Here is a 24,546-nt window from a genome sequence, read left to right as displayed (position 1 = left end):
CGGGGCGCAGGCAGAGGGGCCGCGCCCCTACCCGGCTGCCGCTTTTGCCTCGGCACGGGGATAGAGCCGCGCCATCGTCAGGCCGCGCGTGGCGTTGAGGATCATCAGCCCCGCCCAGAGCCCGTGATTGCCGAAAAGCGGGATCAGCACGAAAAGCGCGGCCGTGTAGATCACGACCGAGATCACCATCGCGTTGCGCATCTCGCGGGTCAGGGTCGCGCCGATGAAGATGCCGTCTAGCATCCAGGCCGGGCCGCCGATCAGCGGCGCGGCGGCGATCCAGATCAGGTAGTCGCGCGCCTCGATGCGGACATTCGGGGCGGTGGTCATCAGGTCGATGATCGCAGGGCCTGCAAGCAGGAAAACCGCGCCCAGCACGAGCGCGCCGCCGATCCCCCATTGCGAGGAGACGATGCTCGCCCGGCGCAGCCTTGCTACCGAATGTGCGCCCACAGCCTGGCCCACGAGGCTCTCGGCGGAGAAGGCGAACCCGTCCAGCGCGAAGGCAGTGATCTGCAGGAATTGCAGCAACACCTGATTGGCCGCGAGCGTCACATCGCCCTGCCCCGCGCCGAGGAAGAGGAAGGAGGTGAAGCTCGCCTGCAGCAGGATCGAGCGCAGCATGATGTCGGTATTCACCCGCGCCATCGTCGCCAGCTTCACCCGGTCGAAGATTGCGCGCGCCCGCCATAAGCCGTTTACGAAGGCCGCGCGACAGAGCCACAACGCCAGCACCACACCGCTAATCTCGGAGATCAGCGTGGCGCCCGCGACGCCTTGCACGCCCCAGCCGAGGCCGAGCACGAAGAACAGATCCAGCCCCACGTTCAGCGCGTTCATCGTCACTTGCAGCAAGAGGACACCGCGGGTGCGCTCCAGTGCGATCAGCCAGCCGGTGAAGGCGTAGAGTGAGATGGTGAGCGGCGCACCCCAGATGCGGATCTGCAGGTAGTCGCGGGCAAGACGCTCGACCTCGTCGCTCGCCGGGGCAAGCTGAAACGCGGCCCAGAACAGCGGGAGTTGCAGCACGATCAGGCTCAGCCCGGCGATGCCCGCAATGATCAGCGCGCGCATCAGCCCGGCGGAGACCTCGCCGGTATCGCCCGTCCCATGCGCCTGGCTCACCAGCCCGGTCGTGCCCATCCGCAGGAAGCCGAATATCCAGTAGAGTGAGGACAGGATCACCGCCCCGATCCCCACCGCCCCGATCGGTGCGGGCAGGCCGATCTGGCCGACGACGGCCGTGTCGACCGCGCCGAGGATCGGGATCGTGGCGTTCGAGAGGACGATGGGCAGCGCGATCTTCAGGACCCGCGCATGGGTAATCTCAGCCATTGGCGGAGGTATCGTCCCGCGCGGGCATCAGGAAATGGCCGGTCGCTTGGGCAAAGATCCGGGTCCGGTTATCCTGCCACGCCTCGACATGGACGCTGGCATAGCGCCGCCCCGAGCGGTTGACGCGGGCGCGCGCATAGGCGTCGCGCGGCAGGCCGGACCGCAGGTAGTCCACGGTGAAATCGATCGTCTTGGGCAGCCGCGGTAGGCTCTCGGGCGTGAGCGCGTCGAAATCGATCCGCCCCGCCTCGATATCGTCCCACAGGTAGGACCAGCTGAGTTCGATGATCGCGGTGACCTCGAGAAAGGCCGCCGTCACCCCGCCATGGATCGCGGGCAGCATCGGGTTGCCGATCAGCTTGTCGTCATAGGACAGAACGCCGGTCAGCTCATCGCCGCGCCGGTCGAAACCGATGCCGAGGAACTGCGCGTAAGGAATGCCCTCGACGAGCATCTTGAGCGCGCCGTCGCGGCGCTGCTTGACCTGCTGGACGGGTTCGGGCTTGGGACGGCTCATGCTTGCCCCTCCGATTTGGATTTGTCGGGGCGCGAGACGGTGAAGGCGCCGGTGGCGGTCGCCACGGGCCGCTCGGCATCCTCGTCATGGGTGGTGGCGCGTACGAAGGCCACCGAGCGGGTGACGTGGTAGCATTCGGCCCGCGCGGTGATCCGCTGACCGGGCGTCGCGGGCCGCATGTAATCGATGCGCAGATCCAGCGTCGCGGTGGAAGCGCCCGCTTGCGGGTGGCTCATCACAGCGGCGCCTGCGCAGGTATCCATCAGCGCCGAAACCGCGCCGCCATGGATCACGCCGGTGCGCGGATCGCCCACGAAGCGCGTGTCATAGGGCATCGAGAGGGTCGCGCAGCCGGGGCGGATCTCGTCCATCTGCATCCCCAGCGCGCGGGAATGCGGGATCGCCTCGATGAACTGGCGGGCCTGTTCGAGTATCTTGTCGTTCTCGTCGCTCATGAAATCATCCCCGAATATCTTGCGCGACTATCCCCGCTGGCCGACGGGGTTACAAGACCCGCGCCTCAGCCCTGCCCCTGCGACATCAGGAAATAGCGCGCGATCCCGTAGAGGTAGAAACCGGTGAACATGATGTTGAGATATTTCAGCTGACGCTCGGTATGCAGCCACGCGTGATAGGCCCAGATCATGCAGAACGGCAGGCTGAGAAAGAGATTGAGCGGGTACCAGTTCTGCACGATGGCGATGGTCGAGGCGATGCCGAGGGCCAGTGCGACCCATTTCATTTCTTGCTGATAGGCCGCAAGGCCACCTTCGCGCAGACGCAGTGCCGGACGCATGCCCGCTCCTTCTGACTGATACCAATGTCGGGGGTCGCGGCCCTTGGGGCCTGCGATGCGATTGATATGCCACAGGAAAGGCAATCCGTCCAGACGGGCGTCGCTCAGCGGCGCGCGGCGAAGAAATCCTTCAGAAGCGCCTCCGCCTCCGCCGCCCCGATACCGTCATAGATTTCCGGCACGTGGTGGCTTTGCGGATGCGAGAAGACGCGCGGCCCCTGCGCGACGCCGCCCGATTTCGGATCGGCTGCGCCGTAATAAAGCCGCGCGATCCGGGCCTGAGAGATCGCCGAGGCGCACATCGGACAGGGCTCGAGCGTGACATAGAGGTCATAGCCCGGCAGCCGCTCCGAGCCGATCTGCGCACAGGCCTCGCGCATCGCGAGGATCTCCGCATGGGCGGTCGGATCGCCCAGCTCGCGGGTGCGGTTGCCAGCGGCGGCCACCACCCTACCGTCAGGGGCGACGACGACTGCACCCACGGGCACCTCGCCGCGCTTGGCCGCCTCGCGCGCCTCTGCCAGCGCCTGTTGCATGAAAGACCGGAATTCCATGGCTCTTCATCGCTTGCAAATCCGCGCTTATCAAGACGCTTCCCACGCGCAGCAGAAAGGTGTAGATCGCCATCTTTCGCGCCCGAGCGACTCGCGCGCCCCCTCCCCTAGAAGGAACCGGACATGACCGACACTCCCGAAAATTCCCCTGAAAATTCCGTTTCGAAATCCGCCGAGAAATCCGGCGCGAAAGAACGCATCGCCAAGGTGATCGCGCGCTCCGGCGTGGCTTCGCGCCGCGACGCCGAGAAGATGATCCTCGCCGGCAAGGTCGCGGTGAACGGCAAGCAGATCGACTCGCCCGCGCTCGACGTGGCGGCGTCCGACAAGATCACCATCGACGGCAAGCCCATCGACGCGCCGCAGGAAACGCGGCTGTGGCTCTATTACAAGCCGCTGGGTCTGGTCACCACCGAGAAAGACGAACAGGGTCGCCGCACGATTTTCGACGAGATGCCCGAAGGCATGCCGCGCGTGCTGAACGTCGGCCGTCTCGACATCAACTCCGAAGGTCTGCTGCTGCTGACCAATGACGGGGGCCTCAAGCGCCGTCTGGAACTGCCCGAGACCGGCTGGCTGCGCAAATACCGCGTGCGCGTGAATGGCCGCCCGACCGAGCAGTCTTTCGAGCCGCTGCGTCAGGGCATCACCATCGAGGGCGAGGAATTCCTGCCGATGGAGGTCTCGCTCGACCGTCAGCAAGGCGCGAATGCGTGGCTGACCGTGGGCATCCGCGAAGGCCGCAACCGCGAGATCCGCCGCGCGATGACCGAGATCGGCTTCCAGGTGAACCGCCTGATCCGCATCAGCTACGGCCCGTTCCGCCTGATGGACATGAAGGCGGGCGACGTGATGGAAGTGAAGCGCAGGATGTTGCGCGATCAGCTTGGCGGGTTGCTCGACGACAAGCCGGTGGGCGGCGAAGCCAAGCCCGAGCGCAAAGAGCGTGGGGATCGTCCGGAGCGCGGCGAGCGCAAGGATCGGGGCGACAAGCCGCGCTTCAAGCGGGATCGCGATGACGGCGGTCGTGATGACAAGCCGCGCTTCCGCAAGGATCGTGACGAAGGTGGTCGTGAAGATCGTCCCCGCAAACCGCGCACGGGCGGCTTCAAATCGCATCGTGACGAGGGCGAGCGCGGCGATCGGGGCGATCGGGGACCGCGTTTCTCGAAGGATCGGGGCGACCGCCCGGATCGCGGGCCGCGTGGCGACAAGCCTCGTTTCAACCGCGACCGCGACGAGGGTGGCCGTGACGACAAACCGCGTTTCCGCAAGGATCGCGAAGAGGGCGCGCGCGAGGATCGCCCGTTCCGCGACGGGCCGCGCAAGCCGCGCACCGGTGGGTTCAAGTCGCATCGTGATGAAGGCGAGCGTGGCGACCGGGGCCCGCGTTTCTCGAAAGATCGTGGCGACCGCCCGGATCGTGGGCCGCGTGGCGACAAGCCCAGCTTCAATCGCGACCGCGACGACCGCTCGGGCGGGAAGTTCGGCGGCAAGCCCAGCGGGAAGTTCGGCGACAAGGCCCACTTCAACCGGGACCGCGACGAAGGTGGCCGTGACGACCGTGGCGGCGACAAGCCCCGCTCGGGCGGCTTCAAATCGCATGGCGGAAAGCCGGGCGGCAAGCCGCGCTCGGGCGGGTTCAAATCCCACGGCGACGCGCGCGGCGACCGGCCCGCACGCTCGGGCGGCTTCAAGTCGCATTCGGGCAAACCGGGCGGAAAACCCGGTGGCAAGCCCTTCGGTGGCAAGCCGCGCGGTGGCAATCGCGACTGACCGGCGAAAACGCGCTTTTAGGGAGGGGAAAACCGCCGTGGTTTTCCCCTCTTCTTTTTCCTCGGCGAGTTTACGCGAATTTCACACCGTCTCTCTGGCATAGACCCGCCAGCCTGCTTATAAATTCTCCCTGAGGACGTCGAAATTCGCGTCCGATGGCAGGGGCTGGCGATGTCGCGCGAGGCGCAAAAGAGAATCGCTTTCTGGCTGATGATCGCGCTGACGCTGTCGGTCGCGCTCACCGGGAGCGTATGATGACTCAACGCTATGGCGGAAAATACTCGCCCCAAGGCCCGGCCAGCGGGCCCGACCTGCACGATCCCCGCAGCGTGCCGCCCCATCGTCGTCCCGATGCCCGCCACCCCGAGGAAGGCCGTCCGTTCTGGATCGTGGCCGCCGCCCTGCCCTTCCTGCTGGGCGCTTTCGGCGAAGGCCCCTTCGCACTGGCCCGCGCGCTTGGCGCTTTCGCACTGATCGCAGGCGCCGCCTGGACGATCCGCGAGGGGCTGCGGGCCGAATTCGCCTATGTCGCGCGCAGCTCGGCCAAGCGCCCGGCCTTCCCGCGGAAAATTCTGGGTTCCGTCGCCTATGGTCTGGGTCTCGCACTGGGTGCACAGGCCCCCGAACTGGGCATGATCGGCGCGGCCGGGATCGGGGCTATCGGCACGGTGGTCTCGCTCGTGGCTTTCGGCCTCGACCCGCTGAAAGACAAAGGGATGGAGGGCGTCGACGAGTTTCAGCAAGAGCGCGTCGCTCGCGTGGTCAAGGAAGGCGAGGCCTATCTGACCGAGATGCGCAGGGCGATCACCCCGTCGGGCGAGCGAGTGCTGATCACCCGGGTCGAGCAATTCGCCACCACCGCGCGCGATCTGTTCCGCGCGGTCGAGGAAGACCCCGGCGATCTGGCGCAGGCGCGGCGCTACATGACCGTTTATCTGGAGGGCGCGCGCGACGCGACGATCAAGTTCGCCGATCTGTGGCGCAACACACGCGATCACAAGGCACGCGACGATTACGCGGCGCTGCTCGATGATCTGGAGGCGAATTTCACCGCCCGCACCCGCAAGATGCTGGAAGACGGCCGCGAGGGGCTGGAGATCGAGATCGACGTGCTGCGCGACCGGCTGGCGCGCGAAGGGGTCGTGCCGACGACCCGCGAGAATTGACGAATTGTGACGTGACAAGTGACACCGGGAACTGCCCCGACAGGCGCAAGGAGGCCCTGAGATGACCGAGACGACCCGCCAAAAGGCAACCGAGCTGATGACCGAAGTGGAAGGTGTCAGCGGTTCGCTGCTGCCCGAGCCGGGCCCGGCAGAGGCGGTGACGCCGCTCGATCAGGCCCCGCCCGAGACCGCCGAGGAAATCCGCAAGCGCATGGCCGAGCTGGACATGGGCGACTCGAATTCCATCGTGCAGTTCGGCTCGCGCGCGCAGGTCGATCTGCAATCGATCAGCCAGGAGATGCTCTCGGGCGTCAAGAACAAGGATGTCGGCCCCGCCGGAGACAGCCTGCGCCAGATCGTCACCACGATCCGCGGCTTCTCGGTCTCGGAACTCGACGTGCGCCGCAAGCGGAGCTGGTGGGAAAAGCTGCTGGGCCGCGCCGCGCCGTTTGGCAACTTCATCGCCCGGTTCGAAGAGGTGCAGGGCCAGATCGACCGCGTCACCGACGAGTTGCTGAGCCATGAGCACAAGCTGCTCAAGGACATTAAATCGCTCGATATGCTCTACGACAAGACGCTGCATTTCTACGACGAGCTCGCGCTCTATATCGCCGCGGGCGAGGAAAAGCTGGCCCAGCTCGACCGGGAGGAAATCCCCGCGAAAGAGGCGGCGATGGACGCCGCTTCCGAGGATCAGAAAGTGCTCAAGGCGCAGGAAATCCGCGATCTGCGCGCAGCCCGCGACGATCTGGAGCGCCGGGTGCATGATCTAAAACTGACCCGTCAGGTGACGATGCAGTCGCTGCCCTCGATCCGGCTGGTTCAGGAAAACGACAAGAGCCTCGTGACCAAGATCAACTCGACGCTCGTGAACACCGTGCCGCTCTGGGAGACCCAGCTGGCGCAGGCGGTCACGATCCAGCGCTCGCGCGAGGCGGCAGGCGCTGTGCGCGAGGCCAATGATCTGACCAACGAGCTTCTGAAATCGAATGCCAAGAATCTGCGCGAAGCCAATGCCGAGATCCGCACCGAGATGGAGCGCGGCGTGTTCGACATCGAGGCGGTGAAGGCGGCCAATGCCGATCTGGTCGCCACGATCGAGGACTCCTTGCGCATCGCGGATGAGGGCAAGCGCAAGCGCGCCGCAGCAGAGCATGATCTGGTGGAGATGGAAGACAAGCTGCGCGACACCCTGTCGGCGGCGAAATCCTCCGCACAGGCTGGCGGAGCTGCGGGATGACACGGATGCGTGCGGCCTTTCCGGTTCTTGCAGGGCTGGCGGCGCTGGCCCTTTCGGCCTGCGCGCCGGGCTTGGGCGGCTCGCCGCTCGCACCGGATAAGACCGCGCGCCCGCCCAGCGCACCGGCCGATCTCGATCGCTCGGGCGCCACCAAGCAAAGCGCGCTCTCGCGGGAGATGTCAGCCTATTTCGCCAAGACCGCAGCCGAGATGGAGGCGCGCGGCCAGCTGCGCACCGATGTCGCGCCGCGCGATGCGCCGTTCAACCAGCGGCAGCTGGTGCAGGACTTCATCCATATCGCGCTTTACGACGAATACGCGGCGCAGGGCGGCGGGTTCGTCGCGCGTCAGACGCCCTCGCGCCTGCGGCGCTGGGACAAGCCGGTGCGGATGGATATCGACTTCGGCGCCTCGATCCCCAAGGCCGACCGCGCCTCGGATATCGCCGAAGTGCGCGCCTATGCGGGCAAGCTTGCGCGCGCCTCGCGCCATCCGGTCAGCGTGGTGAACCGCGGCGGCAATTTCCACGTCCTGTTCCTCAACGAGGACGAGCGCCGGGCGATCGGTCCGCGCCTGCGCCAATTGGTACCGGGGATCGATGACAGCTCGGTCGAGGCGATCACCAACCTGCCGCTCTCGACTTATTGCGTGGTCTTCGCCTTCTCGCAGGGCGACAGTCCAATCTATACCGACGCCGTCGCGGTGATCCGGGGCGAACACCCGCCGGAGCTGCGCACCAGCTGCATCCATGAGGAACTGGCCCAGGGGCTTGGCCTCGCCAATGACTATCCGCGCGCGCGGCCCTCGATTTTCAACGATGACGAGGAATTCTCGCTGCTGACCAAGCATGACGAGTTGCTGCTGCAGATGCTTTACGACCCGCGCCTGACGCCCGGCATGACCGAACGCGAGGCCCGCCCGATCGTCACCACCATCGCCTCCGAATTGCTGGGCGGCGCAAGCTGAGAACCAAGAAGGAACCGCATCCATGGGCATTCTCGATTTCCTCTCCGGCGAATTCATCGACGTCATCGGCTGGACCGACGACACCCGCGACACGATGGTCTGGCGGTTCGAGCGCGAGGGTCACGCGATCAAATACGGCGCGAAGCTGACCGTGCGCGAAGGTCAAGCGGCCGTCTTCGTCCATGAGGGGCAGCTGGCCGATATCTTCGGGCCCGGGCTCTACATGCTCGAGACCAACAACCTGCCGATCCTGACCACGCTTCAGCACTGGGATCACGGCTTCAAATCGCCCTTCCAGTCCGAGATCTATTTCGTCAACACCACCCGGTTCAACGACCTGAAATGGGGCACGAAGAACCCGGTCATGGCGCGCGATCCGGAATTCGGCCCGGTGCGCATCCGCGCCTTCGGCACCTATTCGATGCGCGTCACCGATCCGGGCAAGTTCCTGACCGAGATCGTGGGCACCGATGGCGAGTTCACTTCGGACGAGATTAGCTACCAGCTGCGCAACGTGATCGTGCAGGAGTTCTCGCGCGCCATTGCCAGCTCGGGCATCCCGATCCTGGACATGGCCGCCAACACCGCCGACATGGGCAAGCTGATCACCAAGGCAATCGCGCCCACCATCGCGAATTACGGGCTGGAGCTGCCGGAATTCTACATCGAGAACGTCTCGCTGCCCGAGGCGGTGGAGGCGGTTCTCGACAAGCGCACCTCGATGGGGATCGTGGGCGATCTGAACAAATACATGCAATACAATGCCGCCGAGGCGATGGGCCAGCCGGGCTCGGGCGCCTCCGCCGGGATGGGCGCCGCGATGGGCGCGGGCATGGGTGCCGGCATGGGCATGGCGATGGGCCAGCAGATGGGGCCTTGGGGGCAGATGGGTCAGCAACCCGCTGCCGCCGCACCGCCGCCCCCTCCCCCGCCGCCGGTGGAGAAGGTCTGGCATCTCGCGGTCAACGGCCAGACGCAGGGGCCCTTCGGGCGCGGGCATCTGGGGCGTATGGTGTCGGAAGGCTCGCTCACCCGCGACAGCCTCGTCTGGACGCCCGGCCAGAACGGCTGGATGCGCGCTGAAGACGTTACCGAACTGGCGCAGCTCTTCACCATCGCGCCGCCGCCGCCTCCGCCTGCCGCGCCACCTGCGAGCTGATCCGATGCTGGGTTTCCCGAAAGTGGGGCGGAGCGCGGCTGCCGCCCCTGCCGACCCACGCGGCGAGAGCCACTATCACTGCGAGAGCTGCGGCGCCGATCTGCGCTTCGCGCCGGGCCAGACGCGGCTCGTCTGCGATCATTGCGGCCATGTGCAGGACATCCCCTCCGCCACCGGGCGCGGAGAGGCGCGCTTGCGCGAATTGCCGCTCGACGATGCGCTGACCCGTGAATTGCCCGCGCAGGAGATGGAGGAGCACCGCACTGTCTCCTGCCCCAATTGCGGCGCCTCGATCGAGTTGCAGAACGGCGAGCACGCGACCGAATGCCCGTTCTGCGCGACGCCCGTTGTGGTCGATACCGGCACGACGCGGCTGATCAAGCCGCAAGGGGTGCTGCCCTTCCAACTGACCGAGGACCAAGCGCGCGCGGCGCTCTCGAAATGGCTCGGCTCGCTGTGGTTCGCGCCCAATGGGCTGTCGCAATATGCCCGCAAGGGGCGGCGCATGACCGGCATCTACGCGCCCTTCTGGACCTTCGACGCCGCGACCCGCACACGCTATTCCGGCCAGCGCGGCGACGCCTATTACGTCACGCGCACGGTGCAGACCGACAAAGGCCCCCGCACCGAGCAGGTCCGGCGCATCCGCTGGACGCCGGTCTCGGGTCAGGTGGCGCGCGATTTCGACGATGTGGTGATCTACGCCGCGCGCTCGCTGCCGCCCGATTACGTGCAGGCGCTGCGCCCGTGGGACTTGGGCGCGCTGGAGCCCTACCGGCGCGATTATCTCGCGGGCTTCACCGCCGAGGGCTACACAGTGCAACTGCAAGAGGGCCATCACGCCGCGCAGGCCGAGATGATCCGCGTCATCCAGACCGACATTCGCCGCGATATCGGCGGCGACGAGCAGCGGATCGGCGCGATGGACCCGCAGTTCTCGGCCGAGACCTTCAAGCATATCCTGCTGCCGATCTGGACCGCCGCCTACAAGTTCCGCGGCCGCTCCTACCGCTTCGTCGTGAACGCCCAGACGGGCCGCGTGCGCGGGGATCGCCCGTGGTCTGCATGGAAGATCGCGCTGGCGGTGCTCGCTGCGGCGATCGTCGGGGGGACGCTGTTCTATCTCAAGAGCCGCTGAGCGGGTCAGCCTTTCGCGAGATCGTCCATCCCGAAGGCGATGCCCTGCGGGGCGAGCCATTCGGCGAAGCGCGCGATCTTTTCGTCGAGCGAACAGGTATTGGTTTGCCGCGCCATCTCGATGTCATAGGCGGCGCGAAGGTCCATCTGGCGTTCGGGGCTCAGCTCTTTCCAGCGCGTCATGTCGTCTCCTTGCAAAGCCGAAGTGGGTTTCCGATATATCTTGCAACCCAATGTAAAGGAGGGGTGACATGACCCAATCCTCTCAAAGCTACCGCGTAACCTGCCTTGATTGCGGGCAGGCCAACCGCGTCCCCGCCGAGAAGCTGGGCGCGAATCCGAAATGCGGCACCTGCGGCGGCTGGCTCGTCTCGCACAAGGTGACCGAAGTCGACTTCAAGACGCTCGCCAAGGCCGAAAAGGACGATCTGCCGCTGCTGGTCGATTTCTGGGCGCCGTGGTGCGGCCCGTGCAAGGCGATGGCGCCGCAGTTCAACATGGCCGCCGAGAAGCTGACGCCGCATGTGCGGCTGGCGAAGATCAACACGCAGGTGAACCCGACCGCGACCCAGCGCTACCGGATTCAGGGCATCCCCGCCTTCATCCTGTTCGCCAAGGGCCGCGAGGTCGCCCGCGCCGCAGGCGCCCGCCCGGCAGGCGATCTGGTCAATTTCGTGAAGTCGAAAATCTCGGTGCCCGCATAACGCGGATCAGCAGAAAATTTCGCGCACGGCGCGGGCGGGCCGCTTGACAACGCCCGCGCCTTGCGCGAAATACCACGCCACGGTTCGGGGCCTTAGCTCAGCTGGGAGAGCGCGTCGTTCGCAATGACGAGGTCAGGGGTTCGATCCCCCTAGGCTCCACCAAACCGCTTCAAAAAGCGCCCGATCTTCGGGCGCTTTTTGCGTTTCCGAACAATCTCAAACGCTTAGCGGGTAGCAATCCGCAATCCGCCCCGCGTTGTGGATGAACTATCCCCAGATTTCGTGGGGGCCACCCGGCTTATCCACCAGAAATTGCTTTACACAATAGCAACCTGCCTACACGATATCTTGTAGGGACAGGCGGCTGCTACCGCCGTTCCTTGTAAAGCCGACAAGCCCTAGGGGAGCTGCACCCCGGGCATCTAAAAAGGCAGGGGGATACGAGCATGGCACTGAGCGAAGACTATCTGTACGCCGAAGAACTCCACCCGATCGACATCGTCGAGACGCTGGCCGAAGCCCATGAATGGGAATTCGACCGGGTCACCGATGACCAGATCGCAATGGCGGTCGAGGGTCAGTGGCGGACCTACTCGATCACCCTCGCCTGGTCGCCGATGGACGAAACCCTGCGGCTGATCTGCACCTTCGAGATGGACCCGCCGCCGGCCCGCGAAGGCGCGCTTTACGAGCTTCTCAACCGCATCAACGACCGGGTCTGGACCGGCGCCTTCACCTTCTGGCCCGATCAGCGGTTGATGGTCTGGCGGCATGGTCTTGTGCTCTCGGGCGGGCAGCTGCCCGGGCCGGAGCAGATCGACCGTCTGATCGGCGCGGCTGTCGTGTCCTCCGAGCGGTTCTACCCGGCCTTCCAGCTGGCGACCTGGGGCGAGCGCGATCCTGAAGACGCGATGCAGGTGGCCATTGCGGAGGCCTACGGGCGCGCCTAATCTCCCCCCGAACCAAAAGGGGGAAGCATGAGCTTTGACAAGATTTCCGACCGCGGCCTCGTCATTCTGGGCTGCGGACGCATGGGCGGCGCGATCCTTCAGGGGCTGTTGAAGGGCGGTCTGCCCGCAGCCTCGGTCTGGGTGGTCGATCCGAATCCGTCCGATTGGCTGAAAGAGTCCGGCGTGAACCTCAACGCCGATCTGCCCGAGAATCCGGCTGTCGTTCTGGTCGCGGTGAAGCCGCAGATGATGGCCGACGCGCTGCCGCAACTCTCGGCCATGGCCGAGGGCGACACTCTGTTTGTCACCGTCGCCGCCGGGATCACCATCGAGGGCTACGAGAAGATGCTGGGCAAACAGGCCCGGCTGGTGCGCGCGATGCCCAACACGCCTGCCGCGATCGGCCGTGGCGTGACCGCGATCGTCGGCAATCCGAACGCGACCGGCGACGATCTAGACACGGCGGATGCGCTGATGACCGGCGTGGGTCAGGTCGTGCGGCTCGACGATGAGGAACAGATGAACGCCGTGATCGGCGTCTCCGGCTCGGGCCCGGCCTATGTCTTCCACCTGATCGAGGTGATGGCGGCGGCGGGCGAGGCCGAGGGGCTCGACCCCGATCTGGCGCTGCGACTCGCCAAGGCGACCGTTGGCGGCGCGGGGCAACTGGCCGAGGATAGCGACGAGACACCCTCGAAGCTGCGCGAGAACGTGACCTCTCCCGGCGGGACGACGGCGGCGGCGCTGGAGGTTCTGATGGACCCCGAGACCGGCATGCCACCCCTGATGCGCAAAGCGGTCGCCGCGAATATCGCGCGCAACCGGGAGCTGGGGAAATGACCATCTCCTTCGACGACTTCATGAAGGTCGACATTCGCTGTGGGCGGATCACGCAGGCCGAGCCCTTCCCCGAGGCGCGCAAGCCCGCGATCAAGCTCTGGGTCGATTACGGCCCGGAGATCGGCGTGAAGAAAAGTTCCGCCCAGATCACGGTGCATTACGCGCCCGAGGAGCTGGTCGGCAAGCTGGTCTTCGGCGTGGTCAACTTCCCGCCGCGCCAGATCGGGCCATTCATGTCCGAGGCGCTCGTGCTGGGCGTCCCGGACGCGGCTGGCGAGGTCGTGCTGCTGACGCCCGACAAGGACGTGCCGATCGGCGGGAGGATGTTCTGATGAAGCTCCTCGTGACCCGCAAGCTGACCGACGAAGTCGAGGCCCGTGTGGCGAAGGAATTCGACGTGACCTTCCGCAACGGGGCCGCGCCGATGACCGAGGACGAGGCGCGGCAGGCGCTGGCCGAATACGATGCGCTTCTTGTGACCTTGGGCGACAAGGTGACGGCGGCGGCCTTCGAGGGCAGCCCGCGCGCGAAGATCGTGGCCAACTTCGGGGTCGGCTATAACCATATCGACGTGGCTGCCGCCGAGGCGAAAGGCATCACGGTGACCAACACGCCGGGCGCCGTGACCGATGCCACCGCCGACATCGCCATGATGCTGATCCTGATGAGCGCACGACGTGCCTCGGCGGGCGAGCGCTTCGTGCGGCGCGGCGACTGGACCGGCTGGACGCCGACGCAATTCCTCGGCCAGCACGTTTCGGGCAAGAAGGTCGGCATCATCGGTCTGGGCCGCATCGGCACGGCGATTGCGAAACGCTGCCATTTCGGCTTCGGCATGGAGGTCGCCTATACCAAGCGCACCCCCGTCGACCCGGGCTTCCCCGCGACGCATCTAAGCCAGGACGAGCTGCTCGCCAGTTCCGATTTCGTGGTGATCGCGGTACCCGCCAGCCCCGCCACCCATCACCTGATCGGCGCGGCCGAGATCGCGAAGATGCAGCCGCATTCGCATCTGATCAACATCGCGCGCGGCGATATCGTCGACGAGGCCGCACTGGTGGCGGCGATGCAGGGCAATGCGATCGCGGGCGCAGGCCTCGACGTCTATGAGCGCGAGCCTTATGTGCCGGAAGCCCTGCGCGCACTGGATAACGTCACGTTGCTTCCGCATCTCGGCACCGCCGCTCTTGAGGTGCGTGACGACATGGGCCACATGGCGGTCGACAATCTCATCGCCTTTCGTGACGGCAACACGCCGCCCAATCGCGTGTCGTCTTGACCTTTCACCTCCTTGGCGGGAGGCTCTGCCAAGGAGGATCCGATGCATCAAGCCGTCATTACCGGGACCGGGGTCTATACGCCGGAACACGTCATCACGAATGCCGAACTGGTCGAGGCATTCAACGCCTATGCCGATCTGTTCAACGCCGAGAACGCAGAGGCCATCGCCGCGGGCGAGATCGAGGCCAAGCCGCATAGCTCGGTCGAGTTCATCCTGAAAGCCTCCGGGATCGAGCAGCGCTACGTGATGGACAAGGAAGGCGTGCTGGATCCGACGCGCATGTATCCGCGCCTGCGCCAGCGCTCGGATGACGAGCCGGGCATCATGGCGGAAATCGCGCTCGATGCCTGCAACAAGGCGCTGGCGCAGGCCGGGCGTAAAGGCGAGGACATAGACCTCGTGATCTGCGCGGCCTCGAATATGGAGCGCGCCTACCCGGCCGTCGCGATCGAAATCCAGAAGCTTCTCGGCGCGGGCGGGTTCGCTTTCGATATGAACGTCGCCTGTTCCTCGGCCACTTTCGGCATTCAGGCCGCCGCCGACATGATCCGCACGGGCTCCGTGCGGCGCGCGCTGGTCGTGAACCCCGAGATCACCTCGGGCCACCTCGAATGGCGCGACCGCGACTGCCATTTCATCTTCGGCGATGTGGCCACCGCGACGCTGATCGAACGGCGCGAGGATGCGCCGCATGGCTTCCTGATCCGCTCCACCCGCTGCGCGACGGAATTTTCCAACAACATCCGCAACAATAACGGCTTCCTGCGCCGCACCCGCCCCGATGGCGTGGCCGACCGCCGCGACATGCAGTTCATGCAGGAAGGTCGGAAGGTCTTCAAGGAAGTGATGCCGATGGTCGCTCAGCACATCCTCGGCCATCTCGCCGACGCGGAGGTGAAGCCCGAAGATCTGCACCGTCTCTGGCTGCATCAGGCCAACAAGACGATGAACGACTTCGTGGGCAAGAAGGTCTTGGGCCGCGATCCCGAGCCGGGCGAGCAGCCCAATATCCTGCAGGATTACGCCAACACGTCGTCTGCCGGGTCGATTATCGCGTTTTCGAAATATTCCGACGATTTCAAACCGGGCGAGATCGGGCTGATCTGTTCCTTCGGGGCGGGCTATTCGGTGGGCTCGGTCGTTCTCGAGAAGATCTGAGGCTTACGCCTCGCCCATCGCTTTGCGCCAGTGACGGCGGCAGAGGCTGACATAGGTCTCGTTGCCGCCGATCTGCACCTGATCGCCATCGCGCAGCGCTTGGCCGTCCGGGCCCATCCGCACCACCATCGTGGCCTTCTTGCCGCAATGGCAGATCGTGCGGACTTCGCGCATCTCGTCGGCCAGCGCCAGCAGCGCCGCCGAGCCGGGGAACAGCTTGCCCTGAAAATCCACCCGCAGCCCGTAGCACATCACCGGCACGCGCAGGTCATCGACCGCGCGGGCGATCTGCCAGACCTGCGTCTCAGTCAGGAACTGCGCCTCGTCCACGAAGATGCAGGCACAGGGGCCCTCTGCCAGCCGCGCCTCGATCAGCGCGAACATGTCGGTCTCTTCGGAAAAACAGGCCGCCTCCGCACCGATTCCGATCCGGCTCGCGATGCGCCCGTCGCCCGCACGATTGTCGAGCCGCGCAGTCACGAGGAAGGTCTCCATCCCGCGTTCAATATAGTTGTGGGAGGCTTGCAAGAGGATCGTGCTCTTGCCCGCGTTCATCGTGGAATAATGGAAGTAGAGCTTGGCCATGGCCTGCAATAGCCCGCGTTTTTCAGGGGGGCAAGACTGCCCACGCGACGCTCAGGGACGGTCGGCGCTGTCCATCCAGATCGTGACCGGCCCATCATTCAGAAGCGCCACTTTCATATCCGCACCGAACTCGCCGGTCTGAACCGGCAGGCCCAGAGATTCGAGGTGCCGGGCGAAATGCTGATACAGCCGATCGCCGTCTTCGGGCGGCGCTGCCGCAGAGAAACCGGGGCGGTTGCCGCGCGAGGTGTCGGCGGCCAGCGTGAACTGGCTGACCACGAGACAGGCGCCGCCGATATCGCCCACCGCGCGGTTCATCTTGCCCGCCTCATCCTTGAAGATGCGTAGCTTCGAGACCCGCTCGGCCAGTTTCTCGGCGACCTTTTCGTCATCGCCCTGCATCGCGCAGCACAGGATCAGAAGGCCCGGCCCGATCTCGGAAATGCGCTTGCCGTCGACGGTGACCGAGGCCTCGGAGACCCGCTGGATCAGCGCCCTCATGCCAGTTCGTCCGCCCAGGGCGGGTTGGCCCCTGCCCGGCTGACGACCACCGCAGCGGCTGCCACGCCAAGCTTCAGGCAGTCCGAGATCAGCCCTTCCTCGGCGCGAGCGAGCGCGCCTTTGTCGAGCGCCTCGGCACGGTCCAGCGCGGCCAAAACGCCTGCGTTGAACGTATCGCCTGCGCCCACCGTGTCGATGACCTCGACCTTGCGCGCGGGCACGAAGACCTCGCAGTGTTTCGAGAAGCCATGCGCGCCGGTCGCGCCTTCGGTGACGAAGACCAGCTTCGGCCCCTTGGCGAGCAACCCACGCGCCAGATCTGCGATGGTGCCCGGCCCTTCGATCCAGCGCAGATCCTCGTCCGAGACCTTGACGATATCGGCCACGGCGAACATCCGTTCCAGCCGCGCGCGATAGGCCGCCTCGTCGCCGATGAAACCGGGGCGGATATTCGGGTCGATCATGGTGACGCGGCTCTCGGCTTCGCGCAGCATCAGCGCCTCATAGGCCGCACCGCAAGGCTCGACCGGCAGGGAGATGCCGCCGAAGAACATCGCCTTCACCTCTGCCGGGATCTCGGGCATGTCCTCGATCTTCAGCATCCGGCCAGCCGTATTCTCGTCGTAGAAAGCGTAGCTCGCATGGCCGTCGGTCAGCGTCACGAAGGCGAGCGTCGTCGGCCGGTCCGAACGCACTGCAAGCCCCGCATCGACGCCACTATCGGACAGCGAGTGGATCAGCATCTTGCCGAACAGGTCTTCGGACAACCCCGACAAAAACCCCGAGCGCGCCCCGAGCCGCCCCAGCGCGATCGCAGTGTTGAACACCGCACCCCCCGGATAGGGCGCAAAGGCCGCCTCGCCTTGCGCGCTCTCGCGCGGGAGCATGTCGATCAGTGCTTCACCACAGCTCAGGATCATCGGGTTTTCTCCTCCGTCATCGCGTTCCGATACCGCTAACACCTGCTACACGCGAAGCGGTGTCCGGGCAATCCCCGCAGGGATCACGCTGCGGTCGGCCCGCCCTTATCGCCGCCACTGCCGCGCCGGTTGTGCCCTTCGATGAGCCACGCGCCCACGGTCAGCAGGGCCGCCAGGATCAGCCAGGCCCAGGCAGGCAGCAGCGGCTGCACCCGGATATCGGTGGTGGCCGTGGCACCACGCGGCGTGATGCCGATCCAGCCGCGCCCCGATGTCGGGCGACCCGCGCGCACTTCGCGGATGGAGGGCACCCCGTCCTCAAGCCGCGTCACGCCGCCATTCGACGCCTCGACCACGGCGGAGAGGGGATCGCCGCTGGCGATCGTCTGCTCGAACTCGCGCGGGCTGGCTGGCCCCATCGCCACGACACGTTCGAGATCGCCGTCCTTGAGCCGGTAGAGCCCCGCCTCGGGCGCGGTCCAGCGCGCAGTGAAGCGGCCCGGCGCGGTCTCGGTCAGCGGCACCTCTTGGGTCGAGCCATCGGGCAGCGTCACGGTCACCGGCGGCGCGGTGTCTTCCATCGTGCGGCGGATGATCCGCATCGAGAGCGCGCCGGGATCGATCTCGGCATAGAGCGCCTCTTCCTCGAGTTCCGGCTCTTTCATCTCCCAATGCGCGATCCGGCGCAGCAATTCGAGCTGCGGCCCGCCGCCCTCATAGCCGCGATCCCAGAGCCATGCCTGATCGGAGGCCAGCAGCGCCACGCGCCCCTCGCCTTCGCGCGAGAGCACCAGAAGCGGCTTGCCCTCGGCGCCGGACATGACCACCTCGCCGGTGGGGTTGGTCAGTTCGATCTGGCGCAGCCAATGGCCCCAATGCGGGCCGTCTTTCTCGGCGGCCGTATCCTGCTCGCCCTCGGGCGCGGGCGCCCCTTCCAGCCCCGCCGTCACGGGATGGCGCAGCCCCAGATCGGTCGGGCGCGGCAGAAAGCTTTCCGACATCACACGACCCGTGGGGCGCGCGGGCATGATATCGCCAAGGCTGGTCTGATAGAGGCTTTCGACGGTCGCGAATTCCGGACCGGCGGCCACGAGGATCGCCCCGCCGCGTTCGACGTAATCCTTGATATTGTCGAAATACGCGGACGGCAGGATGCCCCGCGCGCCGTAGCGGTCGAAAATGATCAGGTCGAACTCGTCGATCTTGTCGACGAACAGTTCCTGCGTCGGGAAGGCGATGAGCGACAGTTCCGTCACCGGCACACCGTCTTGCTTTTCGGGCGGGCGCAGGATTGTGAAATGCACGAGGTCCACGCCTGCGTCCGATTTCAAAAGGTTGCGCCATGTCCGCTCGCCCGCATGGGGCTGGCCGGAGACCAAGAGCACCCGCAGCCGGTCGCGCACGCCGTTGATCTGCACGGTGGCGACGTTGTTGCGATCGGTCAGCTCGCCCTCGGTCGGCGACAGCGTGAACTGCACCACGTTCTGCCCCCCATGGGTCAGCGTCAGCGGCAGTTCCAGATCGCGGTCGGTGCGCACCGTGTAGCTTTTCGGATCCTTGCCATCGATCGAGATGGTCAGATCGGCAGTGCCACCCGCGCTTGCGGGCACGTTGCCCATATCCTCGACCTTGAGGCGGATATCGGTCTCCTCGCCGATGATCCCGAAGGACGGCGCGGTCTCGATCAGGATACGCCGATCCCAGTCGCTGCGCTTGCCGGTCAGCAGCACCTGCAGCGGCGCGGGCAGATCGGGGGCGAGCTGCGCATCATGTGCCTGCCCGTCGGTGACCATCAGCGCGCCCGCGACCCGCGCGCGGGGCTCTGCGGCGAGCGCCTCGGCCAGGGTCGAGCCCAGCTCGGTGCCCGCATTGTCGGCCCCGTCCGGAACGGTGATCCGGCGCGTCTCGACATTGGGCATCGCGTCGAGTTGCGCCTGCAGACGCGTCAGGGCGGTATCGGTCTGCGCGACACGATCCGAGAGTTTCTGCGACGAGGAACGGTCGTCGATCAGCAGCACGATATTGGACAGCGGCGCGGTCTGTTCGCGCTGCAAGGAGGGCTGCGCGATGGCGGCCAGCAGCACCAGCGCGGCCAAGGCCCGCAGCGCCCAGCCCTTCAGCCCGCGCCACAGCGCCAGCGCCAGCAGCACGACAGCCACCACGCCTGCGCCCGCGATCACAGGCCACGGCAGAAGCGGTGCGAAGATGATCGACATCCCGTTCATTGCCCCAGCCTTTCGAGAAGCGCAGGCACATGGACCTGATCGGATTTATAATTACCGGTCAGCACATGCATGATCAGGTTCACCCCGAAGCGATCCGCGATCTCGCGCTGACGCTCGCCGGTGCGGCCACGGCCCACCGGGAACATCGGCATCCCGCGATCGTCGACGGCCCAGGCCGAGGCCCAGTCATTGCCACCGATCACCACCGGCGTCACCCCGTCATTGAGGTTGCGAAACGGCATCCCCTCGGCGCGTTCGGCATCGGCGGGCGGGGCCTCCACCCAGATCGTGCCGTCATAGCGGCCGGGGAAATCCTGCAGCAGGTAGAAAGTGCGGGTCAGCACGTGATCGTCGGGGATCGGCGCGAGCGGCGGAATGTCCAAGGGCGCGGCCAGCGCCTGCAGGCGTTTGCCCGCGGGGGTCGCCTCGCCGAAGCCCGCGATATCTGCGTCGCGCGTGTCGAACAGGATCATGCCGCCGCCGCGCAGGTAGCGGTTGAGCTTGGCATATTCCATCGGGCTCGGCGCAGGCTGATCTGCGGTGATCGGCCAGTAGATGAATGTGAAGACCGCGAGATCGTCGTTCTTGAGGTCGACCATCATCGGCGCAGACGGCTCGACCGTGGTGCGGCGATTGAGAACCTGCGACAGCCCCTTGAGCCCCGCCATGGAGACCCGGTCCACCTCGGCATCGCCGGTGGGCATCGCGGCCAGAACCACGTTGGACGCAGCCTCGATCGCGCGGGCCGGATCCATATCCTCGGCATGGGCTTGCGGCGGCGCGAAGCTGGCGAGGATCAGGGCGGCTCCAAAAGCGGCGGCCTTCATCGCGCGCGGCCCCCAAAGCTTGCCCGAGAGCGCCAGCGTCGCGAGGATATCGATCAGCAGCGCCGCCAGCGCCGCGGCCAGCAGCCAGCCTTTCAGCGGCATCTCGCGCTGCTCGAAGGCCCCTTCGACCGGGACATTGGCGGGCCAGCTTGCCGGGGACAGCGTCGCGCCGCGCGGCAGGGCGTTCAGCGCGACTGAGCGATCCTCAGCGGTGTAGATGCCCGGGCGCAGTTTCGGCCCCGGCTCGGCCTTGGCCAGCTCCTCGCCCGGAACCCCCGCGGCGGCGCCTGCGTCCTGCAACCGCCCGAACCCGTCGAGCAGCTTCTGCGGTACCCAGGTCTGGCCCGCGAGATCAGCCTCTTCCGGCGCGGCGGGCCGGGCAGAGACCGCGAGCCGCTCCAACATCTGCGGGAACAGAAGCGACAGCGGCAGCGTCGACCATTCGGCATTCGCGGTGACATGGAACAGCACGACCGCCCCCTGCCCCATCTTGGCGCGGGTCACGAGCGGCGTGCCATCGGTCAGCGCGGCAATGGTGTGCTCGGAGAGGTCCGGCGTGGGCTCGGCCATGACCTGCGCCTTCACTGTCACATCGTCGGGCACTTGCAGCCCGGCGAAGGGCGAGTTCTCCGGGAAAGGCGCCAGCGCGCGCGGATCGCCCCAGCTCATCGTGCCGCCAAGCGAGCGGCCGCCAGCGCGCAGTTGCACCGGCAGAAGCGTATCGGCGTCGAGATCGGCATTGGCCATGCGGGGCCCCGCGAAACGGATCAGCAGCCCGCCCTTTTCGACCCAGTCGTGCAGTTTCGATTGCTCCGGCAGATCGGCCATATCGGCGAGGATGATCACGTCCGGATCGGCGGTCAGCACATCGGCCAGCGTGCCCTCTATCAGGTCCGCCGTGGGCGCGAGCGCCTGATGCAGGTAATGGGTGGGCGAGAGCAGCTCCAGCCCCTCGCGGTCGCGCGCGCCCGACAGGATCGCGACCTTGCGGCGCTTCACCGCGTCGTCGGTTAGGCTGACGGCGCCTGCCGAGCGCATGCCGGTGATCTCGATCCGGGTGATGCGGTTGCGCAGCTCGGGCGGCAGATCGAAGCGCAGCTCGGTCTCGCGGCTGTCGGTGAACTGCAGCGGCTGGCTGGCCAGTTCGCGCTCGATCCCCGCCGGGTCGCGCCCCACGGCCGCGACATCGCGCGGGCTGGGCGGGATGGTTGAGGCGAGCGCAGGCACGACGAGCGCGCCGTCCTCGATCCGCGCCGCCCCTAGCGCCAAGACCGGCAGTTGCGGTTGCCAGACCTTGACCGGACCGCGCGCCTCCAGCGCATTCAGAACGCCCGCGCGGCTGTCGCGGGCCAAGCCGTCCGACAGCCAGAGCGTCTCGAAATTCCCCTCCGGCAAATTGGCGGCGTCGAAGCTCTGCGGAGCCCAGGGCTGCGGCTGGATACCGGGCAGCGACTGGATCAGCGCGCCCGCATCCGTGAAACTCACCTGTGCGGGCGGCGGATCGGTCAGCGAAATCACTGCTGCGGGACGTCCCGCCTGCTGCGCATCCTTCAGCGCCGACGTCATCCGCTCCACCCGGCGCGGCCAGTCGCGCGCGGAGGCCCAGCTACCGTCAGCCACGATCAGGAGCGGCCCGGTTCCGGGCACGGCGCGCTGCGGGTTCAGGACCGGTCCGGCAAAACCGATGATCGCCGCAGCCAGCGCGAGCAGACGCAGCGCCAGCAGCCACCACGGCGTGCGCGCGGCCTGCACTTCCTCGTCCTTGAGACCCAAGAGCAGCGCGACGCCGGGAAAACGCCTGCGGATCGGCGCGGGCGGCACCGCGCGCAGGATCAGCCAGATGATCGGCAACGCAGCGAGCCCCAGCAAAAGCCAGGGCGCGGTGAAGCCGATGGGGCCGAGCATCCACATCAGCGCCCCCTCTCGAGCGCGGAGTAAAGCCACAGCAGCGCAGCCTGCGCCGGATCGCCCGTGTGATGGGTCGAGAATTGCCAGCCTGCGCTGCGCGCCAGCCGGGCGAGTTGATCGCGCCGCGCGGCGAGCCGGTCGAGATAGCGCGCGCGCAGATCGCCCGCCTTGCGGGTCTCATGGACCAGCGCGCCGGTCATCGACTGGAAGATCGTGCGCCCGTCATAGGGGAAGGCCTCTTCGTCGGGGTCGAGCACCTGCATCATCACGCCCGACACACCACGATCGGCCAGACGCCCCAGCGCGGCTTCGATCGGCCCGAGATCGCCGAAGAAATCCGACAGCAGCACGACGCGCGACTGCGGCGTGACGCCTGCGATTTCGGGTGCGCCGTAGTCCTGCACGCCCGCCTCGCGCGACAGAAGGCCTGCAAGCTCCATCAGCTGCGCTCGGCCCGGACGTGGCGGTGCGAGCGGGCCGGTCAGCCCCACGCGTTCGCCGCCGCGCACCATCAGCACCGCAAGCGCGAGTCCCAGAACACGGGCGCGCTCTGATTTGGTGACGCGCGCATTGCGCCCACTCTCGGCCCCGGTGAAGCGCATCGAGGCCGCGTCGTCGACCCAGAGATGGACCGATTGCGCCAGCTGCCATTCCCGCTGGCGCACATATTGGCTATCCGAGCGCGCCGAGCGCCGCCAATCGACGAAGCGCAGCTCGTCGCCCGCATGGGCGGGACGGTATTGCCAGAATTCCTCGCCCGATCCCGCGCGCCTGCGGCCATGCGCCCCCATCTGGACGGTCGCCGCCAGATGCTCCGCCGCGACCAGCAGCGGAGGCAGCGCAGAGGCCGCCCCTTCCGCCTCGCGGCGCAGGCTCAGCGCGGGGGCCTGCCCCGACGCTGCGGTATCGGAGGTTGCGCTCAAGCGGCGGCACCGGCGGCGCGCGGCCCGGTGACCTCTGCCACGGCGCGGTCGATCAGATCGCCCAGCGTCTCGCCACGGGCGCGGGCCGCGAAGCTCAGCGCCATGCGGTGGATCAGCACCGGGCGGGCCATCGCCTGCACGTCGTCCAGCGTCGGCGCGAGGCGGCCATTGATCAGGGCACGTGCCCGCACGGTCAGCATCAGCGCCTGCGCGGCCCGCGGCCCTGGCCCCCAGGCCAGCGCGTCACGGATGAAGTCGGGCGCCTCGGCCTCGCGCGGACGGCATAGCCGCACCAGATCGAGGATCGCATCGACGACCTTCTCGCCCACCGGCATCTGCCGCACGATCCCCTGCGCCTCGATCAGCTCGGCCGGGGTGAAGACGGTATGCGCGCCCTCGGCGGCGACCCCGGTGGTCGCCAGCAGGATCGAGCGCTCGGTCTCGCGGTCCGGGTAATCGACGTCGACCTGCACGAGGAAACGGTCGAGCTGGGCTTCGGGCAGCGGATAGGTGCCCTCCTGCTCGATCGGGTTCTGCGTAGCGAGAACGTGGAAGGGGGGGCCAAGCGGACGATGCTCGCCCGCGATGGTGACCTCGCGCTCCTGCATCGCCTGCAAGAGCGCCGATTGGGTCCGGGGCGAGGCGCGGTTGATCTCGTCGGCCATCAGCAGCTGGCAGAAGACCGGGCCTTCGAGGAAGCGGAACGCGCGGCTACCATCGGGCGCGGTTTCCAGAACTTCGCTCCCGAGAATATCGGCGGGCATCAGGTCGGGCGTGAACTGGATGCGGTTCGATCCCAGCCCCATCACGGTGGATAGCGTCTCGACCAGAAGCGTCTTGCCCAAGCCCGGCAGACCCACCAGAAGCGCATGCCCCCCGGAGAGCATCGCGGCCAGAACCAGCTCCACCACCTGATCCTGCCCGATGAAACGCCGGTCGATCGACGCGCGCGCCTGTGCGAGCTTGCCGCCAAGTCGTTCGATATCTTCCATCAGCTTTTCGGGCTCGGCCATGACATTCTCCCCGTTGATGCCTATCTTTCCCAGCAAAGCAGATATCCACGCTCCGACCAACGGCC

At 66.7% G+C, this 24,546-nt stretch carries 25 protein-coding genes and 1 tRNA gene; 13 read left to right on the top strand and 13 right to left on the bottom strand.

Going from position 1 to position 24,546, the window contains the following annotated elements; genetic code table 11:
- Positions 1 to 27: 27 nt before the first annotated feature.
- From BMI88_RS03820 to BMI88_RS03800, 5 genes are all read right to left on the bottom strand, one after another.
- Positions 28 to 1,335: an MATE family efflux transporter gene (locus tag BMI88_RS03820; protein ID WP_078546201.1), complete on the bottom strand. Its 1,308-nt coding sequence runs from the start codon at positions 1,333 to 1,335 to the stop codon at positions 28 to 30.
- Positions 1,328 to 1,852 carry a PaaI family thioesterase gene (locus tag BMI88_RS03815; RefSeq protein WP_075776152.1) on the bottom strand — a complete coding sequence of 175 codons (525 nt, stop codon included), beginning with the start codon at positions 1,850 to 1,852 and terminating at the stop codon, positions 1,328 to 1,330. Before BMI88_RS03815 ends, BMI88_RS03820 begins: the two co-directional genes overlap by 8 nt.
- Complete coding sequence (locus BMI88_RS03810) at positions 1,849 to 2,307, bottom strand: PaaI family thioesterase (RefSeq protein ID WP_078546199.1); 459 nt, start codon at positions 2,305 to 2,307, stop codon at positions 1,849 to 1,851. The genes BMI88_RS03815 and BMI88_RS03810 overlap by 4 nt, the downstream gene beginning before the upstream one ends.
- Positions 2,308 to 2,372: 65 nt before the next feature.
- On the bottom strand, positions 2,373 to 2,648 hold the full coding sequence (locus tag BMI88_RS03805; RefSeq protein WP_078546197.1) for a peptidase: 276 nt from the start codon (positions 2,646 to 2,648) through the stop codon (positions 2,373 to 2,375).
- Between the two features lie 104 nt (positions 2,649 to 2,752).
- Positions 2,753 to 3,202 carry a nucleoside deaminase gene (locus BMI88_RS03800; RefSeq protein ID WP_078546195.1) on the bottom strand — a complete coding sequence of 150 codons (450 nt, stop codon included), beginning with the start codon at positions 3,200 to 3,202 and terminating at the stop codon, positions 2,753 to 2,755.
- A 123-nt stretch (positions 3,203 to 3,325) separates the two neighbouring features.
- Here BMI88_RS03800 and BMI88_RS03795 point away from each other — a divergent pair, with 123 nt between their 5' ends.
- The 6 genes from BMI88_RS03795 to BMI88_RS19445 all read left to right on the top strand — a co-directional run bounded on the left by BMI88_RS03795 (position 3,326) and on the right by BMI88_RS19445 (position 10,646).
- Positions 3,326 to 4,978 (top strand): pseudouridine synthase, encoded by a 1,653-nt coding sequence (locus BMI88_RS03795; RefSeq protein WP_078546193.1) that lies wholly within the window; start codon positions 3,326 to 3,328, stop codon positions 4,976 to 4,978.
- A gap of 254 nt (positions 4,979 to 5,232) precedes the next feature.
- The gene (locus BMI88_RS03790) at positions 5,233 to 6,144 is read left to right on the top strand and encodes a 5-bromo-4-chloroindolyl phosphate hydrolysis family protein (protein ID WP_078546191.1); all 912 of its coding nucleotides are present in this window, start codon (positions 5,233 to 5,235) and stop codon (positions 6,142 to 6,144) included.
- Between the two features lie 61 nt (positions 6,145 to 6,205).
- Positions 6,206 to 7,384, top strand: coding sequence for a toxic anion resistance protein (locus BMI88_RS03785; RefSeq protein WP_078546189.1), 1,179 nt, complete (start codon positions 6,206 to 6,208; stop codon positions 7,382 to 7,384).
- Positions 7,381 to 8,349, top strand: a complete 969-nt coding sequence (locus BMI88_RS03780; protein ID WP_078546187.1) for a DUF2927 domain-containing protein — start codon at positions 7,381 to 7,383, stop codon at positions 8,347 to 8,349. The genes BMI88_RS03785 and BMI88_RS03780 overlap by 4 nt, the downstream gene beginning before the upstream one ends.
- Before the next feature lie 22 nt (positions 8,350 to 8,371).
- Positions 8,372 to 9,508, top strand: coding sequence for an SPFH domain-containing protein (locus tag BMI88_RS19450; protein ID WP_078599486.1), 1,137 nt, complete (start codon positions 8,372 to 8,374; stop codon positions 9,506 to 9,508).
- A 4-nt stretch (positions 9,509 to 9,512) separates the two neighbouring features.
- On the top strand, positions 9,513 to 10,646 hold the full coding sequence (locus BMI88_RS19445) for a primosomal protein N' (replication factor Y) - superfamily II helicase (RefSeq protein ID WP_246831816.1): 1,134 nt from the start codon (positions 9,513 to 9,515) through the stop codon (positions 10,644 to 10,646).
- 5 nt (positions 10,647 to 10,651) lie between these two features.
- On the opposite strand, the gene BMI88_RS19710 is transcribed toward BMI88_RS19445, so the two are convergent.
- Positions 10,652 to 10,828: a hypothetical protein gene (locus BMI88_RS19710; RefSeq protein ID WP_158522074.1), complete on the bottom strand. Its 177-nt coding sequence runs from the start codon at positions 10,826 to 10,828 to the stop codon at positions 10,652 to 10,654.
- A gap of 68 nt (positions 10,829 to 10,896) precedes the next feature.
- Between BMI88_RS19710 and BMI88_RS03770 the strand changes: the two genes are divergently transcribed.
- From BMI88_RS03770 to BMI88_RS03740, 7 genes are all read left to right on the top strand, one after another.
- Positions 10,897 to 11,349 (top strand): thioredoxin domain-containing protein, encoded by a 453-nt coding sequence (locus BMI88_RS03770; RefSeq protein WP_078539752.1) that lies wholly within the window; start codon positions 10,897 to 10,899, stop codon positions 11,347 to 11,349.
- An 86-nt stretch (positions 11,350 to 11,435) separates the two neighbouring features.
- Positions 11,436 to 11,511: transfer RNA gene (locus tag BMI88_RS03765), tRNA-Ala, on the top strand.
- Positions 11,512 to 11,795: 284 nt separating this feature from the next.
- The gene (locus BMI88_RS03760; protein WP_078519694.1) at positions 11,796 to 12,299 is read left to right on the top strand and encodes a YbjN domain-containing protein; all 504 of its coding nucleotides are present in this window, start codon (positions 11,796 to 11,798) and stop codon (positions 12,297 to 12,299) included.
- A gap of 27 nt (positions 12,300 to 12,326) precedes the next feature.
- The gene (gene proC, locus BMI88_RS03755) at positions 12,327 to 13,139 is read left to right on the top strand and encodes a pyrroline-5-carboxylate reductase (RefSeq protein WP_078546184.1); all 813 of its coding nucleotides are present in this window, start codon (positions 12,327 to 12,329) and stop codon (positions 13,137 to 13,139) included.
- On the top strand, positions 13,136 to 13,471 hold the full coding sequence (locus tag BMI88_RS03750) for a tRNA-binding protein (protein ID WP_078546182.1): 336 nt from the start codon (positions 13,136 to 13,138) through the stop codon (positions 13,469 to 13,471). Before proC ends, BMI88_RS03750 begins: the two co-directional genes overlap by 4 nt.
- On the top strand, positions 13,471 to 14,418 hold the full coding sequence (locus tag BMI88_RS03745) for a D-glycerate dehydrogenase (protein WP_078546180.1): 948 nt from the start codon (positions 13,471 to 13,473) through the stop codon (positions 14,416 to 14,418). The genes BMI88_RS03750 and BMI88_RS03745 overlap by 1 nt, the downstream gene beginning before the upstream one ends.
- 42 nt (positions 14,419 to 14,460) lie before the next feature.
- Positions 14,461 to 15,579 (top strand): beta-ketoacyl-ACP synthase III, encoded by a 1,119-nt coding sequence (locus tag BMI88_RS03740; RefSeq protein WP_078519698.1) that lies wholly within the window; start codon positions 14,461 to 14,463, stop codon positions 15,577 to 15,579.
- A gap of 3 nt (positions 15,580 to 15,582) precedes the next feature.
- Here BMI88_RS03740 and BMI88_RS03735 read toward each other — a convergent pair whose 3' ends face one another.
- The 7 genes from BMI88_RS03735 to BMI88_RS03705 form a co-directional block, all read right to left on the bottom strand.
- A complete protein-coding gene (locus BMI88_RS03735; RefSeq protein ID WP_078539757.1) occupies positions 15,583 to 16,164 on the bottom strand; it encodes a thymidine kinase in 582 nt (193 codons plus the stop codon).
- A 51-nt stretch (positions 16,165 to 16,215) separates the two neighbouring features.
- A complete protein-coding gene (gene dtd / locus BMI88_RS03730; RefSeq protein WP_078546178.1) occupies positions 16,216 to 16,665 on the bottom strand; it encodes a D-aminoacyl-tRNA deacylase in 450 nt (149 codons plus the stop codon).
- Positions 16,662 to 17,585, bottom strand: coding sequence for a carbohydrate kinase (locus BMI88_RS03725; protein ID WP_078546176.1), 924 nt, complete (start codon positions 17,583 to 17,585; stop codon positions 16,662 to 16,664). The genes dtd and BMI88_RS03725 overlap by 4 nt, the downstream gene beginning before the upstream one ends.
- Before the next feature lie 83 nt (positions 17,586 to 17,668).
- Positions 17,669 to 19,810, bottom strand: a complete 2,142-nt coding sequence (locus tag BMI88_RS03720) for a hypothetical protein (RefSeq protein ID WP_078546174.1) — start codon at positions 19,808 to 19,810, stop codon at positions 17,669 to 17,671.
- A complete protein-coding gene (locus BMI88_RS03715; RefSeq protein ID WP_078546172.1) occupies positions 19,807 to 22,548 on the bottom strand; it encodes a DUF4159 domain-containing protein in 2,742 nt (913 codons plus the stop codon). The genes BMI88_RS03720 and BMI88_RS03715 overlap by 4 nt, the downstream gene beginning before the upstream one ends.
- Entirely contained in the window at positions 22,548 to 23,468 is a 921-nt protein-coding gene (locus BMI88_RS03710; protein WP_246831815.1) for a DUF58 domain-containing protein, read from the bottom strand. Before BMI88_RS03710 ends, BMI88_RS03715 begins: the two co-directional genes overlap by 1 nt.
- A complete protein-coding gene (locus BMI88_RS03705) occupies positions 23,465 to 24,481 on the bottom strand; it encodes a MoxR family ATPase (protein ID WP_078546170.1) in 1,017 nt (338 codons plus the stop codon). The genes BMI88_RS03710 and BMI88_RS03705 overlap by 4 nt, the downstream gene beginning before the upstream one ends.
- Positions 24,482 to 24,546: the final 65 nt, after the last annotated feature.

Source organism: Thioclava sp. F36-6 (genome assembly GCF_002020305.1).
In the GTDB taxonomy this organism is placed as follows: Bacteria; Pseudomonadota; Alphaproteobacteria; order Rhodobacterales; family Rhodobacteraceae; genus Thioclava; species Thioclava sediminum.
The sequence above is the reverse complement of the archived record's forward strand: the minus strand, read 5'-3'. Positions and strand labels throughout refer to the sequence as shown.

Excerpts from the sequence above, each read along its gene's own strand:
- BMI88_RS03820 (WP_078546201.1), bottom strand. The coding sequence starts at position 1,335 with ATGGCTGAGATTACCCATGCGCGGGTCCTGAAGATCGCGCTGCCCATC.
- BMI88_RS03815 (WP_075776152.1), bottom strand. The coding sequence starts at position 1,852 with ATGAGCCGTCCCAAGCCCGAACCCGTCCAGCAGGTCAAGCAGCGCCGC.
- BMI88_RS03810 (WP_078546199.1), bottom strand. The coding sequence starts at position 2,307 with ATGAGCGACGAGAACGACAAGATACTCGAACAGGCCCGCCAGTTCATC.
- BMI88_RS03805 (WP_078546197.1), bottom strand. The coding sequence starts at position 2,648 with ATGCGTCCGGCACTGCGTCTGCGCGAAGGTGGCCTTGCGGCCTATCAG.
- BMI88_RS03800 (WP_078546195.1), bottom strand. The coding sequence starts at position 3,202 with ATGGAATTCCGGTCTTTCATGCAACAGGCGCTGGCAGAGGCGCGCGAG.
- BMI88_RS03795 (WP_078546193.1), top strand. The coding sequence starts at position 3,326 with ATGACCGACACTCCCGAAAATTCCCCTGAAAATTCCGTTTCGAAATCC.
- BMI88_RS03790 (WP_078546191.1), top strand. The coding sequence starts at position 5,233 with ATGACTCAACGCTATGGCGGAAAATACTCGCCCCAAGGCCCGGCCAGC.
- BMI88_RS03785 (WP_078546189.1), top strand. The coding sequence starts at position 6,206 with ATGACCGAGACGACCCGCCAAAAGGCAACCGAGCTGATGACCGAAGTG.
- BMI88_RS03780 (WP_078546187.1), top strand. The coding sequence starts at position 7,381 with ATGACACGGATGCGTGCGGCCTTTCCGGTTCTTGCAGGGCTGGCGGCG.
- BMI88_RS19450 (WP_078599486.1), top strand. The coding sequence starts at position 8,372 with ATGGGCATTCTCGATTTCCTCTCCGGCGAATTCATCGACGTCATCGGC.
- BMI88_RS19445 (WP_246831816.1), top strand. The coding sequence starts at position 9,513 with ATGCTGGGTTTCCCGAAAGTGGGGCGGAGCGCGGCTGCCGCCCCTGCC.
- BMI88_RS19710 (WP_158522074.1), bottom strand. The coding sequence starts at position 10,828 with ATGACGCGCTGGAAAGAGCTGAGCCCCGAACGCCAGATGGACCTTCGC.
- BMI88_RS03770 (WP_078539752.1), top strand. The coding sequence starts at position 10,897 with ATGACCCAATCCTCTCAAAGCTACCGCGTAACCTGCCTTGATTGCGGG.
- BMI88_RS03760 (WP_078519694.1), top strand. The coding sequence starts at position 11,796 with ATGGCACTGAGCGAAGACTATCTGTACGCCGAAGAACTCCACCCGATC.
- proC (WP_078546184.1), top strand. The coding sequence starts at position 12,327 with ATGAGCTTTGACAAGATTTCCGACCGCGGCCTCGTCATTCTGGGCTGC.
- BMI88_RS03750 (WP_078546182.1), top strand. The coding sequence starts at position 13,136 with ATGACCATCTCCTTCGACGACTTCATGAAGGTCGACATTCGCTGTGGG.
- BMI88_RS03745 (WP_078546180.1), top strand. The coding sequence starts at position 13,471 with ATGAAGCTCCTCGTGACCCGCAAGCTGACCGACGAAGTCGAGGCCCGT.
- BMI88_RS03740 (WP_078519698.1), top strand. The coding sequence starts at position 14,461 with ATGCATCAAGCCGTCATTACCGGGACCGGGGTCTATACGCCGGAACAC.
- BMI88_RS03735 (WP_078539757.1), bottom strand. The coding sequence starts at position 16,164 with ATGGCCAAGCTCTACTTCCATTATTCCACGATGAACGCGGGCAAGAGC.
- dtd (WP_078546178.1), bottom strand. The coding sequence starts at position 16,665 with ATGAGGGCGCTGATCCAGCGGGTCTCCGAGGCCTCGGTCACCGTCGAC.
- BMI88_RS03725 (WP_078546176.1), bottom strand. The coding sequence starts at position 17,585 with ATGATCCTGAGCTGTGGTGAAGCACTGATCGACATGCTCCCGCGCGAG.
- BMI88_RS03720 (WP_078546174.1), bottom strand. The coding sequence starts at position 19,810 with ATGAACGGGATGTCGATCATCTTCGCACCGCTTCTGCCGTGGCCTGTG.
- BMI88_RS03715 (WP_078546172.1), bottom strand. The coding sequence starts at position 22,548 with ATGTGGATGCTCGGCCCCATCGGCTTCACCGCGCCCTGGCTTTTGCTG.
- BMI88_RS03705 (WP_078546170.1), bottom strand. The coding sequence starts at position 24,481 with ATGGCCGAGCCCGAAAAGCTGATGGAAGATATCGAACGACTTGGCGGC.